15 protein-coding genes are annotated in these 19,612 nt (G+C 67.2%); 10 read left to right on the top strand and 5 right to left on the bottom strand.

Annotated features, from left to right (window positions below):
* Window positions 1–13: 13 nt before the first annotated feature.
* The gene (locus AC1MDG_RS21385) at window positions 14–664 is read right to left on the bottom strand and encodes an NAD(P)-dependent oxidoreductase (protein WP_479809158.1); all 651 of its coding nucleotides are present in this window, start codon (window positions 662–664) and stop codon (window positions 14–16) included.
* 79 nt (window positions 665–743) lie between these two features.
* Between AC1MDG_RS21385 and AC1MDG_RS21380 the strand changes: the two genes are divergently transcribed.
* On the top strand, window positions 744–1,148 hold the full coding sequence (locus tag AC1MDG_RS21380) for a winged helix-turn-helix transcriptional regulator (protein ID WP_479806731.1): 405 nt from the start codon (window positions 744–746) through the stop codon (window positions 1,146–1,148).
* On the opposite strand, the gene AC1MDG_RS21375 is transcribed toward AC1MDG_RS21380, so the two are convergent.
* Together AC1MDG_RS21375 and AC1MDG_RS21370 are read right to left on the bottom strand one after the other, a co-directional pair.
* Window positions 1,109–1,822 (bottom strand): ABC transporter ATP-binding protein, encoded by a 714-nt coding sequence (locus AC1MDG_RS21375; RefSeq protein WP_479806730.1) that lies wholly within the window; start codon window positions 1,820–1,822, stop codon window positions 1,109–1,111. The two genes, AC1MDG_RS21380 and AC1MDG_RS21375, sit on opposite strands and share 40 nt — an antisense overlap.
* Before the next feature lie 40 nt (window positions 1,823–1,862).
* Window positions 1,863–2,969 (bottom strand): FtsX-like permease family protein, encoded by a 1,107-nt coding sequence (locus AC1MDG_RS21370; protein WP_479806729.1) that lies wholly within the window; start codon window positions 2,967–2,969, stop codon window positions 1,863–1,865.
* Between the two features lie 201 nt (window positions 2,970–3,170).
* On the opposite strand from AC1MDG_RS21370, the gene AC1MDG_RS21365 reads away from it, so the two are divergent.
* The 4 genes from AC1MDG_RS21365 to AC1MDG_RS21350 all read left to right on the top strand — a co-directional run bounded on the left by AC1MDG_RS21365 (window position 3,171) and on the right by AC1MDG_RS21350 (window position 8,982).
* A complete protein-coding gene (locus tag AC1MDG_RS21365; protein WP_479806728.1) occupies window positions 3,171–4,472 on the top strand; it encodes a sensor histidine kinase in 1,302 nt (433 codons plus the stop codon).
* A complete protein-coding gene (locus AC1MDG_RS21360; RefSeq protein WP_479806727.1) occupies window positions 4,469–5,125 on the top strand; it encodes a response regulator in 657 nt (218 codons plus the stop codon). The genes AC1MDG_RS21365 and AC1MDG_RS21360 overlap by 4 nt, the downstream gene beginning before the upstream one ends.
* Before the next feature lie 128 nt (window positions 5,126–5,253).
* Entirely contained in the window at window positions 5,254–7,248 is a 1,995-nt protein-coding gene (locus AC1MDG_RS21355; protein ID WP_479806726.1) for a penicillin-binding transpeptidase domain-containing protein, read from the top strand.
* A gap of 51 nt (window positions 7,249–7,299) precedes the next feature.
* Window positions 7,300–8,982 (top strand): ABC-F family ATP-binding cassette domain-containing protein, encoded by a 1,683-nt coding sequence (locus AC1MDG_RS21350; protein ID WP_479806725.1) that lies wholly within the window; start codon window positions 7,300–7,302, stop codon window positions 8,980–8,982.
* Window positions 8,983–9,061: 79 nt separating this feature from the next.
* Here the strand turns inward: AC1MDG_RS21350 and AC1MDG_RS21345 are convergent, their stop codons facing one another.
* A complete protein-coding gene (locus AC1MDG_RS21345) occupies window positions 9,062–9,754 on the bottom strand; it encodes a GntR family transcriptional regulator (RefSeq protein WP_479806724.1) in 693 nt (230 codons plus the stop codon).
* Window positions 9,755–9,897: 143 nt separating this feature from the next.
* Between AC1MDG_RS21345 and AC1MDG_RS21340 the strand changes: the two genes are divergently transcribed.
* Together AC1MDG_RS21340 and AC1MDG_RS21335 are read left to right on the top strand one after the other, a co-directional pair.
* On the top strand, window positions 9,898–11,637 hold the full coding sequence (locus AC1MDG_RS21340; RefSeq protein WP_479806723.1) for an L-lactate permease: 1,740 nt from the start codon (window positions 9,898–9,900) through the stop codon (window positions 11,635–11,637).
* Entirely contained in the window at window positions 11,637–14,462 is a 2,826-nt protein-coding gene (locus tag AC1MDG_RS21335; RefSeq protein WP_479806722.1) for an FAD-binding and (Fe-S)-binding domain-containing protein, read from the top strand. The genes AC1MDG_RS21340 and AC1MDG_RS21335 overlap by 1 nt, the downstream gene beginning before the upstream one ends.
* 109 nt (window positions 14,463–14,571) lie before the next feature.
* On the opposite strand, the gene AC1MDG_RS21330 is transcribed toward AC1MDG_RS21335, so the two are convergent.
* Window positions 14,572–15,785 (bottom strand): IS3 family transposase gene (locus AC1MDG_RS21330; RefSeq protein ID WP_479805279.1). Its coding sequence is split into 2 segments (ribosomal slippage): window positions 14,572–15,524 and window positions 15,524–15,785, totalling 1,215 coding nucleotides; the frame shifts between segments, so codons are not numbered across the junction.
* A 178-nt stretch (window positions 15,786–15,963) separates the two neighbouring features.
* On the opposite strand from AC1MDG_RS21330, the gene AC1MDG_RS21325 reads away from it, so the two are divergent.
* From AC1MDG_RS21325 to AC1MDG_RS21315, 3 genes are read left to right on the top strand one after another with little or no spacing between them, the layout of a single operon-like run.
* Window positions 15,964–16,734, top strand: coding sequence for a DeoR/GlpR family DNA-binding transcription regulator (locus AC1MDG_RS21325; protein ID WP_479806721.1), 771 nt, complete (start codon window positions 15,964–15,966; stop codon window positions 16,732–16,734).
* On the top strand, window positions 16,731–17,933 hold the full coding sequence (locus tag AC1MDG_RS21320; protein ID WP_479806720.1) for an MFS transporter: 1,203 nt from the start codon (window positions 16,731–16,733) through the stop codon (window positions 17,931–17,933). The genes AC1MDG_RS21325 and AC1MDG_RS21320 overlap by 4 nt, the downstream gene beginning before the upstream one ends.
* Window positions 17,934–17,985: 52 nt before the next feature.
* On the top strand, window positions 17,986–19,485 hold the full coding sequence (locus AC1MDG_RS21315; protein ID WP_479806718.1) for a phosphatase PAP2 family protein: 1,500 nt from the start codon (window positions 17,986–17,988) through the stop codon (window positions 19,483–19,485).
* The last annotated feature ends 127 nt before the right edge of the window (window positions 19,486–19,612 follow it).

The raw sequence follows: 19,612 nt of genomic DNA, 5'->3' as shown, positions 1-19,612 counted from the left end.
CAGGCCTTCCGGATCAGGAGACGGGGTACCCCGACGGGACCGCGTCCGGGTTCAGGTCCGGGTTTGCGACCGTGAAGCGGGAGCGGGGGTGGGACGGTGATTCCAACTCGTCCAGCATGGCGACGGCGAAGTCCTGCGTGGTGATGGACCGGCCGGCGGGCGAATTGTCCGCTGTCACGTACCTGCCGCTCCGGGTTCCCGGCTGCATGACGGGGGCGGGCGCCAGCATGGTCCAGTTGAGGGTCTCCGGAGCTGAGCGGATTTCATCGTAGGCGGCGGCCATGCTGCGTGCCTCGGGACGGTAGGGTTCGGGAAACTCGGGGGAATCGCATAGCCGCGTTCCATTGATTTCGAGCGCCCCGGCTCCGCCCACCACCAGCAGCCGCGTGGTGCCGGCACTGGCAAAGGCTGCCTTCATGGCTGCCAGCCATTCGCCATGATCGCCGCCCGTCCGGCTGGGCACCGTGGCCAGCACTACGGCGTCGTGGTCCTGGGCGACGTTACTGAACGTGCGCAGGTCCGCCAGTTCTGCCCGGCACGCAGTGGCGCCCGGCACCGCTGCGCCCGTCCGCGAAATGGCGGTAACGTCATGGCCGCGCCGCAGCGACTCCTTGACGATCTGTCCGCCCACCATGCCGGTGGCACCGTACACTGCGATTTTTATGGCGCTCCTTGTGTTGGGTACCGTAGGAATTCACAGTATCTCTAGGATACCTAGGGACGAAGCAGAAACGAGGTGCTGAATGGATACCATTACGACCGACGCCAGGCCCGGTGCAGACATCATGGATCCGCGGTGCCCGTCCAGGGTGGTTTTCCAGAGAATCGGCGACAAATGGGCGTCGCTGGTGGTCCAGGTGCTGGCCGATGGACCCGTCCGCTTCTCCGAATTACGCAAGCATGTCCATGTGATCACGCCCAAGGTGCTGACCCAGACACTGAGGGCGCTGGAAAGGGACGGGCTGGTGACCCGGACCGTGTTCGCCCAGGTCCCGCCGCGGGTCGATTACCAGCTGAGCGACCTGGGGCGGTCACTGCTCGGCCCCCTCGCCGTCCTCCGGAAATGGGCCGAGTCCAACGTCCCCACGATCCTGCACGCCAGGGATGCCTACGACGAAGCCCGTGAGGGGACGCTGCCGGAGGGCTGAAGGGCGGAAATTCGCCCATCCCGCATGGTGGCCACGGCATCCGTCAGCGACACGTACTCGGTGTCGTGCGTGACCATCACCGTGGCCACGTTGAATTCGTCGGTGACCTCGCGCAGGAGCCGGACAATCCCGGCACTCCGCTCGTGGTCCAGCGCCGCAGTCGGTTCGTCCACGAGCAGTACCTTGGGCCGGCCCATCAGTGCCCGTGCAATGTTGACGCGCTGCCGCTGTCCGCCCGACAACTGGTGAGGGCGCTTGTCCCGGACCGTCCCGAGTCCGACCACGTCCAGGAGTTCGGCCGCGCGCTTGCGGGCGGCCGGCAGCGGCTTCCCGCGCAGGTGGTCCGCCAGCAGGAGCTGTTCGGCCGCAGTCAACGACGGCAGGAGATTGGGTTGCTGGAAAATGATGCCGATCTTCTCCCTGCGCAGGGAGGTTAGCTCGGCGTCCCGCAGGTCCGTGACCTCCTGGCCATCGATTGTCACAGTGCCCGATGTGGGGCGGAGCAGCGCAGCGGAGACTGCCAGCACGGAGGACTTTCCGGAGCCTGAGGGCCCTACCAGGGCGAGGAAGTCCCCTGCGCCAAGGGCAAGGCTTACCTGGTCCAGCGCCTTGAGGGCGGAGTCTCCGTCCGGGTACTCGAGCGTGACGTTGACGAGGTTGAGCGGGGTATCCAATGAATATTCCTTTCGAGGAATATAGCTGTGGTGGGAGAAATCAGTTGCCGCCGAGGGCGAGCAGCGGGTTAACCCGGGTAACGCCGCGGACTGCCACCGCGGCTCCGCCGAGGCCCAGGAGCAGGATTCCTGCGACCGGCACAAGGGTGGTGGCCGGCGTGACCAGGAAGGGGGCAGCCTGGGCCGCAAGAAGCCCGCCCAGCAGTCCTGCCCCGCCGCCGGCGACCGTCCCTGCCGCCAACACCATGCCGGCCTGCGCCAGCGCATCCCGGAGCACATAACCCGGTGAGCCGCCCATCGCCTTGACCACGGCAATGTCCCGGGTCCGCTGAACAGTCCACACCGTCAGGAACGCCACGATCACCAGGGCCGAGATGCCGTACAGGAACGCTTGCATCAGGACCAGCGAGCCGTTCTCGCTTTTGTATGACCCCAGCGCCTGGAACGAACCTTGCCGGCTGGCGCTGACTGTTCCGGCCGCTGCATTGGCGGCCTCCACGTCAACCCGGGCGCCGGCGTCGAACGTCACGGCCAGCACGGTGCCGAGGGAGCCGCTGTTTGCCCGGGCCAATTGCCGCCAGTCATTCAGCGACGTCCAGATCACGCCCGTATGTGAATACCACTCGTCCGGGACGATGTCCGCGACGGCGAGTTCCAGTCCGCCCACTGACAGAAGGCTGCCGGGGCTGAGGTTAAGGTCTGCAGCGAGGGTTTCGCCCACCACAACAGTTCCGTCCCCTGGAGAATCAGGCAGAACTGGCCGGTCCCCGGACAGTCCGTTGCCGGTTCCAAAGACAGCCACGTTTGCGGTGCCGCCGGGGGCGCCGGCGGCACCGACAGCCTGCGCGCGGGCCTGGCTGATGCCGAGCGCCTCCACGCCCGAAACACCGTCCTGTCCGGACCAGGCAGCAAGCTGGTCCCGGCTGACTTCCGACTCGGTGAAGGATGCCTTGGCCGGAGTGCCGTCGGGGGCGCCGAACACGATCTGGTCGGCGCGCAGCGCGGCGATCGCCGACGTCGACTGGTTTCCCAAGCCGGCGGTCAGGCCCGAGAGCATCACGAGCAACAGGGTGATCAGGGCGATGACGGCTGCCATCAGGGCAAAGCGTCCTTTGGCAAAGCGGAGATCTCGAAGGGCGAGAAACAAGGGGTTCCTTTCGTGGCGGTGTGGACTGCTGGTTCCACTCTTCCGCCGCGTGCGGCAGTGCACATCGGCAGGCCGGTTGGTCAGCAGGAGGCACGTGATGGAGCCGCGTATCAACCGAAAGGTTGATCTCCGGCGGCACTGCCCCGTTTCGCCGGGAAACCCGGGCCCCGAAGGATACGCTGGATTGATGCGAGGCAAGTTTTGATACCTGGTGAATCCAGCGGTTCCGGGATTATCCTGCGGCTGCTGAGGGTCAGCCTCCACGTGGGCTTCGCCGTTCTGCTGCTGGTGGCCACGGCGCGCGTCCTGATGTCCGGCCCGGGGCTTTCCGGCTGGCTGGCCTTCATCCCCGCCCTGCTGCTCGCAGCCGTCTACTTCATCGGCACCGTGCTGGAGAAACGCCACTCCACGGATACGAAGCGATTCGATCCGCACCCTTATGCGGGGTGGTGGCTTGGTGCGGTCTCGGTCCTGTGGCTGGTGCTGATCTGGTTCAGCGCGGACTTCGTCTGGCTGGCCTTCCCGCTCTTCTTCCTGCAGCTGCACGTGCTGCCGAAACACGTGGCCCTGCCGGTCATTGCGGCATCCACGGTGCTGGTTGTCGTTGCGCTCTGGTTCCACAACCGGGGTGCTGCCGGGCCGGCGCTGGAGATGCCGATGGTGCTGGGCCCGGTCTTCGGAGCAGCCTTCGCCGTGATCACCGGCCTCGCGTACCGGGCGCTGTACCTCGAGGCGGAGAACCAGCGCCTCGCGGCAGAGGAATTGCGCCGGACGCGCGGGGAACTGGCCCGCAGCCAGCACGACGCCGGAACGCTGACCGAGCGGGCACGGCTGGCCCGCGAAATACACGACACCCTGGCCCAGGGCTTCTCCAGCATCGTGCTGATGAGCCGCTCAGCTGAAAAAGCGCTCGACGACGGCGACACGGCCACGGCGCGCGAGCGGTTCCGGACTGTGCAGGAAACTGCGTCCGCCAACCTCGCCGAGGCGCGGAACTTTGTCCGCGGCCTGCAGTCGCCGGCGCTCGAGCAGATGTCCCTGGTGGGCAGCCTCCGCCGGCTCTGTGAAAAGACGGAGGCCGAGGCGGCGGCACGCGGGGCCGGCTTTCGGTGCCGCTTCGACCTCGAAGGCACCCCCGTTGAGCTATCCACTCCGTACTCCACCACGCTCCTGCGTGCCGCCCAGGCGAGCCTCGCCAACGTCTGGGTGCACGCGAAGGCACGCAACGCCGTCGTGACCCTGTCCTTTATGGGGACCGAAGTGGCCATGGACATTTACGACGACGGCGTGGGCTTCCGCCCGCCGCCGCCGGCCGGCGGAGATCAGCCACAGCCACGAGACGGTTCCGGGTACGGCCTCCGGTCCCTCTGGGAACGCGTGACGGCCCTGGCCGGAACGCTGGACATCGAATCGGCCCCGGGTGAGGGAACGGTGGTGGCCATCCGGCTCCCGCTGGTGGACAGTGCGGCGGCCGGGAAGCCGGCAAGCGGGTTGAGGGCATGAGCGGAATCCGGATCCTTCTGGTGGACGACCACCCCGTGGTCCGCGCCGGCCTCCGGGCCATGCTGGCCGACTTCGAGGGCATCACCGTGGCGGCCGAATCCGGCGACGGTGCCGCCGCACTGGCCCAGCTCGCCAGGTTCCGCGCGCTGGGCGAGCCCGTGGACGTGGTCCTGATGGACCTGCAAATGGGAGCAGGTATGGACGGCGTCACGGCCACGCAGAAAATCAAGGCCGGCGAGGCGGGAACTCCCGCCCCGCCGGTGCTGATTCTGACCACCTACGATTCCGACGCCGACATCCTCGCCGCCGTCGAAGCCGGCGCCAGCGGCTACATGCTCAAGGATGCGCCGCCTGAGCACATCCGCCAGGCCGTCCTTTCCGCCGCAGCAGGCAGGACGGCGCTGGCCCCCGAAGTGGCCGCCCGGCTGATGGGCAGGATCCGGAACCCCGAACCGGCGCTGTCCGCACGGGAAATCCAACTGCTGCAGCTCCTGGCCACCGGACTGACGAACCGCGCCATCGCCAGGCAGCTGTTCATTTCCGAGGCCACCGTCAAGACCCACCTGGTGCATATTTACGGGAAACTCGGCGTGGACAACCGCACGGCGGCGATCTCCGCGGCAACGCAGCGCCGGATCATCCGGCCCGTGTGACCCGGCCCGTGTGATCCGCCCCGTGTGACCCGGCATCGCGGCCGGCGCCCTGTAGCCGCCGGGCAGGTGTCTTCCAGCAGGGTCCATGTGACAAGAACTTTGTCCGTGCTTGCGGGCATAATGGCGCGATGGGGAACTTTCAGAAACTTTCGCTTGCTCTTGTCGGACTCATTATCGGTGGATCGCTGGTGGCCTGCGATGACGGCCGGGCCGGCGCGCAGGACGCAGCGAAGCAGCTCGCATCGGCCGTGGCCGCCCTTGACGTCGGCTCGGTCGCCTTTGAAGGTACCGACGCCGCAGCAGCAAACGAGCGCCTGAAAGAAGTCTTCCAAGGGCTCGATCCCGCCAAACCGGCTGTCGAGGCCGGAGAATTGACGTTGGAGAAGGACACCGCCACGGTCCCGCTGAACTACAGCTGGAAGATCGGCTCCGGCGAGTGGAAGTACACGGCCTCCGCCGACCTGAAGAAATCCGGCGACAAATGGCTGACCGTGTGGAAACCTGCCCTGCTGGCCCCTGAACTGGCCGACGGCGAAGTCCTCGGTGCAGCCACCCAGTCGCCTCAGCGTGCAGACATCCTGGGAGCCGGCGACGCGAAACTCGTCACGTACCGTCCGGTGGTGGACGTTGGCATAGACAAGCCCAAGCTGGGTTCCGCCGACCCTGCCGCGTCGGCCGCCCAACTAGCCCAGCTGGTAGGAGTGGATCCCGCCGCCTACACGCAGCAGGTCCAGTCGGCCGGCCCCGAGGCGTTCGTCACCGCCATCACCCTGCGCCAGGACGGCCGGACCATCACGGACGAGCAGATCGCCCGGATCCCCGGCGCCAGGTCCATCGCCGGAGTCCTGCCGCTGGCGCCTACACGCACCTTCGCGCGCGCCCTCCTGGGCACCGCCGCCGAGGCCAACGCCGAACAGATCGAAAAATCCGGCGGAGCGCTCAAAGCCGGCGACACGACAGGTACCGGCGGGCTTCAGCAGCAGTACGACGCCCAGCTCCGCGGAACGGACGGAATCCAGGTTTTTGCCGAAAAGGCAGGACTGACAGCTGAGGAGAAGCAGGCATTGCCCAACGAGGGCCGCCGGACCCTGTTCGAGGTCGGGATGGAACCGGGTACCCCGGTGAAAACCACGCTGGACCCCAGGCTGCAACAGCTCGCCGAGGATGTCCTGGCCGATGTTGGCCCGGCGTCCGCCATCGTTGCCCTCCGTCCCTCCAGCGGTGCGGTCCTGGCCGCAGCTTCGGGACCGGGCAGCAACGGGTACAACACCGCCATGCTGGGACAGTACGCTCCGGGTTCAACATTCAAGGTGGTGGATTCACTAGCCATGATCCGCAACGGAATGACCCCGGATTCCAAGGTTGAATGCACGCCGACGCTCACGGTGGACGGCCGCACGTTCAAGAACGCCGAGGGCTATCCGGAAGGCTCCCTGGGGTCTGTCACCCTGCGGGACGCGTTTGCGCACTCCTGCAACACCGCCTTCATCGCCGCCCGCGACTCCGTCAGCCAGGCCCAGCTTGAATCCGCGGCCACCTCCCTCGGGGTCGCCGTCGAGGCGCCCGGCCTGGGGGCCGACGCCTTCCTGGGTTCCGTCCCCGGGGAAGCTGCCGGTACCGAGCATGCCGCCTCCATGATCGGGCAGGGCAAAGTACTGCTTTCCCCGCTTGCTGCGGCCGTGATGGCCGGTTCGGTGGCCAAGGGATCCCCGGTGTCTCCCACGCTTGTCCTGAAAACGGACGCAGGATCCGGCGCGGCAGCCCCCGAGGGCTCCGGAACCCCGACGGCGGCCGGAACGTCGCCGTCGTTGTCCTCCACCGCGCCGGCACCCGCAAAAGCCGCCGAGAAGCCGGTTACGGCGGCGGAAGCAGCGGCCCTGGCCGACATGATGCGGGCCGTAGTCACCTCGGGCCACGCAGGATTCCTGGCATCCGTGCCGGGGGAACCGGTGGGAGCGAAGACGGGCACCGCCGAATTCGGCAACGAGAATCCGCCCAAGACGCACGCCTGGATCGTGGCCGTGCACGGAGACCTCGCCGTTGCCGTCTTCGTTGAAGAGGGCGGCCTGGGCGCCACAACCTCCGGTCCGTTGCTCAAGGAGTTCCTGACCTCGGCGGGATGACCCGTCCTCCCCTCAAAACTCAGAGGGTGCTGCCGTGGGAAGATTGAAGGCGTGGCTCATATTGACGTTTCCGGCATCGACTACTTCCTCTCCGACGGCACCCAGCTGCTCAACGGGGTCACCTTCAAGGTCCCGGACGGCACCAAGACGGCGTTGATCGGGCCCAACGGAACCGGCAAGACCACCCTGTTCCGGATCATTTCCGGCGACCTTGTGCCGGATGAAGGCGTGATCGGCCGGTCCGGCAACATGGGCATCATGCGCCAGTTCGTGGGCCAGGTCCGCGACGACTCCACCGTCCGCGACCTACTGGTGTCCGCCGCCCCGCCCGCGCTGGCCGCTGCCGCGCGCGCCGTCGACGACGCCGAACTCGCCATGATGGAGCACGACGACGAGCCCACCCAGATGCAGTACGCCCAGGCCATCGTGGACTGGGGGGACGCCGGCGGCTACGACGTCGAGACGGTCTGGGACGAGGTCTGCATGGCCGCGCTGGGACTTCCGTTTGACCGCGCGCAGCACCGCCCGGCGTCCAGCCTCTCCGGCGGCGAGCAGAAAAGGCTGGTGCTGGAGGCGCTCTTCGCCGGTCCCGACGAACTGCTGCTCCTCGATGAGCCGGACAACTACCTCGACGTCCCGGGCAAGCGCTGGCTCGAGGCCAAGCTCAACGAGTCCAAGAAGACCGTGTTCTTCATCAGCCACGACCGGGAACTGCTGAACAACGCAGCGGGCCGCATCGTGACCCTGGAGCCGGGCATCAACGGCGCCGGCGCGTGGATCCACGGCGGCGGCTTCGGCTCCTACGTGGACGCCCGCGCGGACCGTAACGCCCGCTTCGAGGAGCTCCGGAAGCGCTGGGACGAGGAGCACGTGAAGCTCAAGGAACTCGTCAACATGTACAAGAACAAAGCCGCGTTCCGCTCGGACATGGCCAACCGGTACCACGCCGCCCAGACCCGGCTGGCGAAGTTCCTGGAAGCCGGTCCGCCCGAGGCGCTGCCGATCGAGCAGAACGTGCAGATGCGGCTCAAGGGTGGCCGCACCGCCAAGCGCGCCATCGTGGCGGAGAAGCTGGAGCTGACCGGGCTGATGAAGCCGTTCTCCACCGAGGTCTGGTTCGGGGACCGCGTCGGTGTGCTGGGTTCCAACGGCTCCGGCAAGAGCCACTTCCTGCGCCTGCTCGCCACGGGCGGAACGGATCCCGAGCGGGAGCACCTGCCGGTGTCCGACGTCGATATCGCCGAAGTGCCGCACGAAGGCATCGTCAAGCTCGGCGCCCGCATCCGTCCAGGCTTCTTCGCCCAGACCCACGTCCGCCCCGACCTGCTCGGCAAGACCCTGCTGGAAATCCTGCACCGCGGCGACGAACACCGCTCCGGCCTTGGCCGCGAGGCAGCCGCGGGCGCCCTGGACGGGTACGGTCTGGCCTCCCAGTCGGAGCAGAAGTACGAATCGCTGTCCGGCGGGCAGCAGGCGCGGTTCCAGATCCTGCTGCTGCAGCTCTCCGGGGCCACCCTGCTGCTCCTCGACGAGCCCACGGACAACCTGGACCTGCACTCGGCCGAGGCCCTGGAGCGTGCCATCGACCACTTCGAGGGAACCGTCCTGGCCGTGACGCACGACCGCTGGTTCGCCCGGACCTTCGACCGTTTCCTGGTGTTCGGTTCCGACGGCAAGGTGTACGAATCCGCGGAACCGGTCTGGGATGAGAAGCGCGTGGAACGCGCCCGCTAGAACGGTGCCCGCTAGAACGGTGCCTGAACCGCGCCGCTGAACCGGCGTGTCAGTCGGTCCGGGAAATCGCGCGGGCCAGTTACTTCGGCAGCAGTTCGGAGCGTACCCCGGCTTCCGGGCCGGCGGTCCCTCCCATGGCGGCCACCAGCCGTTCCCGCGCGCGCCCGAGGTGCTCGTCGAGCACCTCTGCCGCGGCGTCCCCCTGGCCGGATTCGATGAGTTCGAGGATTTTCTGGTGTTCGGCCTGGATCAGTGCGGTGTCCAGGAGGCGCAGGGACTGGATGCGGACCATGCACAGTCGCACCTCACCCACGAGCGAGCGGTACATCCTGCTGATGCGCTCGTTGCCGACGGCGTCGATCAGGCTGGTGTGGAACCGCATGTCCGGTTCGACGACGTCGAGCGGGGCCCCTGTCTGCACCGCTGCGATGTCGCGGTTGGCCTGCAGGGCCGCCTCCGGGACGTCCCTGGTACGGGCGAGCCTGCGGAGCACTTCGCTTTCCAAGTATGCGCGGGCCAGGTAGATGTCCCGCACGGAGTCCGGGCCGAGGTCCACTACGCGCGCGGTCTTGTGCGTCCCGCGGTCCAGTAGTCCCTCTGCGACGAGCTTCTCGATCGAGGCCTTCGCCGTGGGACGTGCCACGTCGTAGGACGAGGCGACCTCTGTCTCGGTGAGGGTCTGGCCGGAGCCGAGGTCACCGGCAAAGATCCGGCTCCGTAGATCTGCGGCGATAGCGTCCACGATCGAGACTGCTGCAATTCGGCCGGCCACCGGAGCTCCATTCCCGCAAGGGTTTCTTGATTTACCTCCATCTTGCCAGACAAGTCAACAAGTCTCTCTTGACCATCATGTGTACTTGTTAGACAATCGTAGGGCGCCACGGTGTTGTGACGCCTAACACAATCTGGAGACACATGTTTCAGCAGATCCTCGACCCCATTGCGGGGTCCCTAGTCATTTCAGCCCTATGTGCGGCACTTCCCCTCGTCCAGCTCTTCGTCCTCCTGGGCGTCTTCAAGGTCAAGGCACCCAAGGCGGCCCTCGCCAGCCTCGCCCTCTCCCTCGTGCTGGCCATCGTAGGCTGGCGGATGCCCGTCAACCAGGCCCTGAGCGCCACCGCGGCCGGCATCTTCTACGGACTCTTCCCGATCCTGTGGATCCTGATCAACGCGCTGTGGATCTACCGGCTCACCGTGGCCACCCCCTGGTTCGAAGTGCTGGGACGGACCATCCGCTCCATCTCGAACGACCTCCGCATCCTTTCCATCCTGATCGCCTTCTGCTTTGGCGCCCTGCTGGAATCCCTGGCCGGCTTCGGCGCGCCGGTGGCCATTTCCGCCGCCATGCTGATGGCCGCCGGCATGAAACCGCTGAAGTCGGCCGTGGTGTCGCTGTTGGCCAACACGGCTCCCGTAGCCTTCGGCGCCATGGCGGCGCCGATCATCGCCCTTAATGGCGTCACCGGCCTGCCGCTGCACGACCTTTCGTCGATGGCCGGACGCCAGACGCCGTTCATTGCGCTCATTGTGCCGCTGTTGCTGGTTTTCATCGTCGACGGACGGCGCGGCGTGAAGCAGACCTGGCCCGTGGCCCTGGTGGCCGGTGTCGCTTTCGGCACGGCCCAGTTCGTCACCTCCAACTACTTCGCGGTGGAACTCACGGATGTTGTGGCCGCCGTCGTGACAGTGGCCGCCGTGCTGCTGATGCTCAAGGTCTGGCAGCCGAAAGAAACTGTCGGAATGGGAGGTGCCGTGGAGGCCGCACCGGAAGCCGCGCACGCTGCCGCCGCCGTCGGGGCCGTTGCCGGCTCCCGTGAGGGCGGTTCCGCAGCCACGCCCGCGGCAGGTTCCGGCGCGGAACACCCTGCAGCCGCCTCAGGGCCTTCGGTTCCCACCGACAACTCAAGGCCTGAACCACGGCAGATCTGGATGGCGATCGCTCCCTACCTGATCATCATCGCTGTGTTCTCGGTGGCGCAGATCCCGTTCGTCAAGACCTGGCTGGGACAGGTGGGCAGCGTGACGTTCGCGTGGCCCGGGCTGGACATCACTGATTCGGCCGGCAAACCGGTGGCGGCCACAAAGTTCAAGCTCGACCACCTCAAGGCGACCGGTACCCTGCTCCTGTTCTCCGGTCTGCTCACCATGGTGCTGTACAAGATCTCTGCCTCAAAGGGCCTGCGGATCTACCGGGAAACCATCGTCCAACTGCGGTGGACCATCGTCACCGTCACTGCCGTCCTGGGGTTGTCCTTCGTGATGAACCTGTCCGGCCAGACCACCACGCTGGGCTTTGCGCTGGCCTCCGCGGGCGGCTTTTTCGCAGTACTCTCACCACTGATCGGATGGATCGGCGTGGCCCTGACCGGTTCTGACACCTCCTCCAACTCGCTGTTCGGCCAGATGCAGGCCACGGCCGCGGCGCAGACCGGCCTGTCTCCGGTACTGATGGCCGCGTCCAACTCCTCCGCCGGCGTGATGGGCAAGATGCTGTCACTGCAGAACCTGGCCGTTGCCTCCGCGGCGGTGGGCCTGGACGGCGCCGAGGGGACCCTCTTCCGGAAGCTCCTCGGCTGGAGCCTGGGCCTGCTGGCGTTGATTACTGTGCTGATCTTCCTGCAGTCCACCCCCGTACTGGGCTGGATGGTCCCCTGATGGCGCCCCTGGACATGGCTGGCCTCCGCGCGGCGGTGAAGGATCCGGCCCAGGTGAAGACCCGGGCCATCGACCTGCACGCGAACGCCCATGACGCCTCTCATTTCCTGCTGATCCCGCAGGCCGTGGTCACCGCCGGGAGTGCTGCCGATGTGGGCGGACTGCTGCGCGCCAGCGCTGCCCAGGGCGTGCCGCTGACTTTCCGATCCGGCGGCACCAGCCTGAGCGGCCAGGCGGTCACCGACGGCGTGCTGGTGGACGTCCGGCGCAACTTCCGGGACATTGAAGTGCTCGACGACGGCGCCCGGGTCCGCGTCCAGCCCGGCGTCACCGTGCGGGCGCTCAACGCGAGGCTCGCCCGCTACGGCCGGAAGTTCGGCCCGGATCCGGCCAGCGAGGCGGCGTGCACGATCGGCGGCGTGGTGGCCAACAATTCCTCCGGCATGAACTGCGGCACCGTGGACAACACCTACCGCACACTGGAGTCCCTGACCGTGGTGCTGCCCTCCGGCACCGTGATCGACACCGGAGCGCCGGACGCCGACCGGAAACTCCGCGCCCTCGAACCGGCACTCTACGAGGGACTGGCCCGGCTGGCGGAACGGGTCCGGAACAACGCGGACTCCGTCCACAGGATCCGTCAGCAGTTCTCGATGAAGAACACCATGGGCTACGGGCTGAACTCCCTGCTGGACTTCCGGACCCCGGTGGACATCATGGCCCACCTGATCGTCGGCAGTGAAGGCACCCTGGGTTTCGTGGCGGAGGCGGTTTTCCGCACCATCCCGCGGCTCCAGCACGCTGCCGCGGGCCTGCTGGTGTTCCCGGACCTCGAGGCCGCCAACGCAGCCCTGCCCGCCCTCGTCGAAACGGGGGCAGCCACCATTGAGCTGATGGACGCACTGTCACTCAAGGTGGGCCAAACCCTCAAGGGAACGCCCGCCGTCGTGCAGGACCTGGCGGTCCGGGAGCATGCCGCCCTCCTGGTGGAGTACTCCGCCGGCAGCGCCATCGCCCTGGCGGAGCTCCAGGGCAGCGGCGAAGGCATCCTCCCCGGGCTGGGACTTTCTGCTCCCGCCCGGTTCACCGGCGATGCCCGGGAACGCGGGCAGCTCTGGCAGTTGCGCAAGGGCCTCTACGCTTCGGTTGCCGGCGCGCGCCCCCAGGGCACCACCGCGCTGCTGGAAGACATTGTGGTCCCGGTTCCGGTGCTGGGCCGCACCTGCCGGGAACTGATCCGGCTCTTCGACAAGTACAGCTACGGCAACAGCGTGATCTTCGGCCATGCCAAGGACGGCAACGTCCACTTCATGCTCACCGACGGCTTCGCGTCCGCGGCCGAACTGGACCGCTACAGCGCCTTCACCGAAGACATGGTGGAGCTGGTGCTGGCCGAGGGCGGATCGCTCAAGGCCGAGCACGGGACCGGGCGCGTCATGGCCCCGTACGTCCGCCGGCAGTACGGCGATGAGCTCTACGACGTCATGCGCACCATCAAGCAGCTCTTCGACCCTGCCGGGATGCTCAACCCGGGCGTTCTGATGGACGAGGACCCGCTGGCACACCTGCGGCACATCAAGACTGCGCCGCCGGTGGACGAGGAAGTGGACCGCTGTGTCTCCTGCGGCTACTGCGAGCCGGTGTGCCCCAGCAAGGACATCACCCTGACGCCGCGGCAGCGGATCGTCACGCTGCGCGCCATTGAATCCGCGCGGTTGGCCGGGGACCTGGCACTGGTCAGGGAGCTGGAAAAAGACTACGAATACGAGTCCGTGGACACTTGCGCCGTGGACGGGATGTGCCAGACCGCCTGCCCGGTGGACATCAACACCGGTTCGCTCGTCAAGAAACTGCGGAAGGACGACGCCGGCCCGCTCGCCAACGGCGTCTGGAATGCGGCGGCCAAGCACTGGGAAGGCGTCACCCGCGGTGCTGCCCTGGCGCTGACGGTAGTGGACAAGCTCCCGGCTGCCGCCATCGCACCGCCCAACAAGGCCGCGCGGGCCGTGCTGGGGAAGGACACCGTGCCGCTGTATTCCGCTGAACTGCCGGGCGGCGGTTCCGTACGGAAGCGCCCGACGCCGGCCGGCGAGGTTGACGCGGTCTACTTCCCGGCCTGCGTGGGGACCATGTTCGGACCCGCAGGCGGGGGCCCTGACGGCGAGGGACGCGGAGTGCAGTACAGCTTCGAACAGCTGTGCGCCCGGGCCGGGCTCACGCTCCTGGTCCCGGAAGGCATCGACGGCCTGTGCTGCGGCACCCCCTGGTCCTCCAAGGGCATGGACGCCGGCCGGAAGACCATGCGCGAGAAGACCCTGGCTGCCCTCCGGCTGGCAACCCGGGACGGCGAGCTGCCCATCGTCTGCGACGCATCCTCCTGCACCGAAGGCCTGCGCCAGGCCGTGGAGTCGGACGAACCCGCGGCCGGGCAGCGCGCCCTGCGCATGGTGGACGCCGTGGACTTCGTGGCCGAACGGATCCTTCCCGGCCTGCCCGACCACGGGAAGCTGGAGTCCCTGGCCCTCCACCCCACCTGCTCGTCCACCCGGATGGGGCTTAACGATGCCCTGGGTGCGGTGGCCGGTGCCGTGGCCGACCGGGTTGAGGTCCCCGAAAACTGGGGCTGCTGTGCGTTCGCCGGGGACCGCGGCATGCTGCATCCCGAACTGACGGCGTCGGCCACCGCGAAACAGGCGGCGGAAGTGGCGGACATGGACACGGCCGCACACGCCTCGTGCAACCGGACGTGCGAACTGGGCATGACCCGGGCCACGGGCGCGCAGTACCGCCATGTGCTGGAGCTGCTGGAAGAGGTCACCCGCTAACCCGGACGCTCTCTCACTTCATGCCCCCTTTTTGCCAACGCTCTCTCACTGATGAGAGAGCGTTGGTGTGCGCTCGTCAAGTTTTTGAGACAGTTCTCGTTGTTGTTGTTTAGGCGGCCAGGGGTTCCTGAACGGTGCTTTGGTAAGCGGTGTGGGCTGTTACGGGTGGTGCGCCGCCGGCCCGGCGGTTGGGTCGCCGGCGGTTGTACCAGCCCTCGATGTAGTCCATCACAGCGCTCCGGGCGGCGAGCCTGGAACCGAAGCGCTTGTGGTGGTAGAACTCGGTTTTGAGGTGTGAGAAGAAGTTCTCGGCGACCGCGTTGTCCCAGCACACCCCGACCTTGCCCATGGACTGAGTGACCGCGTTAGTGCCGCACCATTGCTGGAATTCGTCAGAGGTGTACTGGGTGCCGCGGTCGGAGTGGAAGACCACAGAATTCTCGGCGAAGCGGCCGTGGTTCCGGGCCATCCGCAGGGCCGCGGTGCACAGGCTCGCACGCATGTGTCCGGCCATGGCCCAGCCAATCACCATGCCGGAGAACAGATCGATGACGGTGGCCAGGTAGAGCCAGCCCTCACCGGTGCGCAGGTAGGTGATATCGCCGACCAGACGGGTCCCGGGCATGGTGGAGGTGAAGTCGCGTTTGCCCGTGGCATCGAGCATGTGGTTCTCGATGTGGGCGGTCTTGGCCTGCTGGTCCTGGACCGTGGTCTGCTTCCAGGCCTGAGTTCGGATGGCACGCAGGCCGGTCTCGCGCATGATGGCCCCAACGGTTGGGGCGGAGACCTTGGTCCCGGCGGCGTTCAGCAGCAGGGTCAGCTGGTCCCGGCCGGCACGGCCTTCCTCCTTCGTGTAGAGGTTGGTGACCGCGGCGGTCAGATCCTCATGCCGCACCGCGCGTGGTGAGGGCCCGGCGGGGTTGCGCCACCGGTAGAACGAGGCCCGGGAAACCTTCAACGCCCGGCACAGCCACACCACCGAATGGTTGGCCTTCTCCGCTTCGATGAACTCGTAGAAGTCCTCTACTTTTGCTTCGCGGCAAAGAAGGCGCTGACTTTTCCCAGGAACTCGACCTCGGCCTTCAGCCTGGCGTTTTCGGCCAAGGCCTTTTGGTGCTCTTCCCAGGCAACCGGGCCCCTGTCCTCGGGCGGGACAGGAGCGTTTGGTTGACGTTCCCGATGCCGGTGAAGCCAGTTCCCCAGCGTGCTTTCCTTCACCCCGATCTCTTCGGCGACCTGCTTCACCGAACGGTTCGTGGACAAAACCAGCCGCACTGCTTCCTCACGGAAAGCGGCATCATATTTTCTTCTGGGCGTGGTCATCTGAAGTGAAGCTCCCATCAAGCTGTCTCAGAAAACCATACGACCGCAGTGTCTTTCCGGCCGGACGTGAGAGAGCGTTGAGGAAGTGTTGCCGGACGTGAGAGAGCGTTTGATGGGCATCACCGCCCATACGCTCATCCATTCTGATTAAATGATCATTTTCGGCTAGCATTTGAACATGAGGACTGAAGAGCGGCACCGGCTGATCGGTGACCTGCTGCGGAGCCGTGAAGAGGTGACCGTCGACGAGCTGAAGGCTGAGTGCGGAGCGTCCAGCGCCACTATCCGCCGCGACCTCGATGCCCTCGCGGTCCACGGCGTCCTCCGCCGGGTGCACGGCGGAGCCAAAAGCCTGGTCCTCCGCGGCGAGCTTCCAGGCTACGGGCAACGGGAACTGGAAGGGCAGGACGCCAAGGCCCGGATCGCCGCCGGAGTGGCAGGCCTGCTGCAGGACCGCGAACACGTCTGGCTCGACAGCGGCACCACAGCCACCGGGATCGCCCGCCAGCTGCGGCAACGCGAACTGACGCTGATGCCCATGTCGCTACCAGCCCTCAACGCGTTGACGGCGGAAGGCCAGTCCGGGCACCGGCCTGCCCTGCTGGTGCCGGGCGGAAGCCTGATCCCTGGCGAGCTGTGCTTTCGCGGGCCGCTGGCCGAGGCCAACATCCGCTCCCTCCGCTTTGACACCGCCGTGGTGACGCCCTGCGCCGTGAACCTCAAGGACGGACTGCTGGCGCACGACCTCGACGACGCCGCCGTCAAGCGCGCCGGCCTGGAATCCGCCAGCCGGGTCATTGCCGCCTGCGCGGGATCCAAATGGAACGCCGCCGCCGTTGCACTGGTGGCTGGTCTGGACGCCGTGGACGTCATCGTCACCGACAGGTCCTTCAGCCCGCAGGAACTCACACAACTTGGAAAATACTCAGTGAAAGTAGTGAATGTATGAGCATCGCCGTGTCCACACAGAAGCTGAACGCCGCGGCAGCCGCCACGTTCCTGATCTTCGGGATTAACGGCCTGGTGTTTGCCAGCTGGGCCGCCCGCATCCCCGCCGTCACCGAAATCCTGCATGTGACCTCCGGACAGATGGGAACGCTGCTCCTTTGCACGGCCGTGGGATCGCTGATCGCACTCCCCACTGCCGGGTGGGTGGTGGGACGGATCGGAACCGCCAACACGGTCCGGGCCAGCGGACTCCTGGCTGCGGTGGCCGGGGTGGGCATCGCCCTCTCCCTCACGGCCGAGTCAGTGACCGGGATCGCCGTTGCACTGTTCTTCTTTGGCATTGGCATCGGCCTGTGGGACGTCTCGCAGAACATCGAAGGGGCCGACGTCGAACACCGGCTTAAGCGCACCATCATGCCGCAGTTCCACGCGGCTTTCAGCGGCGGCGCCTTCGTGGGCGCCCTGATCGGTGCCGGCCTCTCCGGCCTGGATGTGGGACTGCCTGCCCACCTGCTGGTCATTGCCGCCGTCGTGGCCGTGTTGACCATGGTGGCGCCCCGCTACTTCCTGCCGCACATTGCCGCAGAGGTCCCTTCCAGCGGTGAAGCCGCTGCGCCGAAGGGCGCATCCGCGTGGCGGGACAGCCGCACGCTGCTGATCGGGGTGGTGGTCCTCGGCGCCACCCTGACTGAAGGTGCTGGAAACGACTGGATCGCCAAAGCCTCCGTTGACGGCCTGGGGACCAGCGAATCCACCGGAGCGCTCATGTTTGCGGTCTTTGTCCTGGCCATGACGGCCATGCGGTTCTGCGGCGGTTTCGTCATTGACAAGTACGGCCGGGTTGCCGTGCTGCGCGCCAGCATGGGGGCGGCCGCCGCGGGCCTTGGCCTCTTTGTGCTGGCGGGCAATGTGTGGCTCGCCACCGCCGGGGCCGCGCTCTGGGGAATCGGCGCGGCACTGGCCTTCCCGATGGGAATGTCCGCCGCGGCCGACGATCCCAAGAAAGCTGCGGCCCGTGTCTCGGTGGTCTCCACGCTGGGCTACATCTCTTTCCTGGCTGGACCGCCGCTCCTGGGCTACCTCGGCGACCTGACCGGAATCCACCTGGCCCTGCTCGCGATCATGGTGCCCATCCTGGTGGCGCTCCTCCTCGCCGGAGCGGCCAAGCCGCTGCCCGGGGCGCCGCTGCGCAACGAGTAGCAGCGGCCGCAGCCAACCCCGGCATCCGCCGGCGCGGCGGTAGGGTGGGGAAATGCGAAGGATGCTGAGGAAAGGCCCGGGCCTGGTGGCAGGGCTGGACCGGACCCTACTCAAAGCCGTGTCCAACCTGCCCGGCGGAAACCATGATGTCCTGTTCCGCCGGCTCTCTGCGGCTGCGAACCATGGAAAGCTGTGGTTCGCTGTGGCCGGCGGACTGGCCCTCGTTCCCGGCAAGCCCCGGCGCGCGGCACTGCACGGGCTGATTGCCCAGGGGGTCGCATCGGCGGTCACCAATGTGGTGTTCAAAACCCTCCTTCCGCGGGCCAGACCGCTGCCGGAGCATCTTCCCGTGTTCCGGTTCGTCAACCCGCAACCCACCAGCTCGTCGATGCCTTCAGGTCATTCGGCGTCCGCAGCCGCCTTTGCGGTGGGCGTAGGGCTGGTCCAGCCTGCCATTGGCGCCGCGCTGGCGCCGCTGGCCGCCGGCGTTGCCTACTCCCGCGTGCATACCGGCGCACACTGGCCCTCGGATGTACTGTTCGGGTCCGCCATAGGAGCTGGCGCAGCCATGATCACCCGCAGGTGGTGGCCTGTCCGGCCGCCCTTCCCGGCGACCACCCGCACCGCCACCCAGGCAGCACCGCTGCCCGGCGGCGAGGGGCTCAGCATAGCTGTCAACACATTGGGCGGCTCCTATGCGCCTGAGACCATCAAGGCGTTGCAGGATGTATTCCCGTTAGCGTATATACAGGAGATTGACGAGGACGGTGACGTCGCCGCAGAAATCAGGGCGGCCGCTGCCCGGCCGGGAGTGAAGGCGCTCGGCGTCTGGGGCGGGGACGGAACGGTAGGCACCGCGGCGGCGGTCGCCGTCGAACTTGCCCTGCCGCTGCTTGTGCTGCCCGGCGGCACGCTGAACCACTTCGCCCGCGACGCCGGAACGTCCAGCCTCGAGGATGCCGTGGAGGCGGCGTCCGCCGGCGAGGCGGCCCGGGCGGATGTGGGGCACGTGCGGGTGGAGCGGGGGCTCGCCGGAAGCCCGGAAAAGCTGGAACGGACCATGCTTAACACAGCGAGCATCGGCCTCTACCCCAATCTGGTCCGACGCCGGGAACAGCTCCGGCCCGCCCTCGGCAAACCGCTCGCCGGAGTCGCGGCCATGTTCCGGACCTTTGCCGCCGGAACGCCCACCACCATGATCGTGAACGGCGTCCGGCACAAGCTGTGGATCCTCTACGTTGGCCGCGGCCGTTACTACCCCCGCGACCATGCCCCGCTGGTGCGCCCGGTGATGGACGACGGCGTCCTGGACTTCCGGATGATCACTGCCGACGAATCCTTCGCACGGATCCGGCTGCTGTGGTCCGTGCTGACGGGCACGGTGGCCACGTCCAAGATCACGCATCTGAGCGAATCCACGAAAGTGACCGTGGAAGCGGCGGAGTCCCCCATGGCGCTGGCCGTGGACGGGGAAGCCCTGCCGGGCGTCCGCCGCGTCGAATTCTCGGTGCTGCCGGGGGCGCTCACCTATTACACCCCGAAGCCGGCGTAGGAGGCCGGCGCAGGCTTCGCGCCCGGCAGCCAGCACAGCCTCGCAGTCATCCCTTGGGACTACCCTGATTCCACCCTGAATCATCCCTGAGACCGGCGAAACGGGAGGCTTGCGTCTGTAGCGTGGG

Source organism: Arthrobacter sp. AIWTK1, assembly GCF_056680535.1.
The sequence above is the reverse complement of the archived record's forward strand: the minus strand, read 5'-3'. Positions and strand labels throughout refer to the sequence as shown.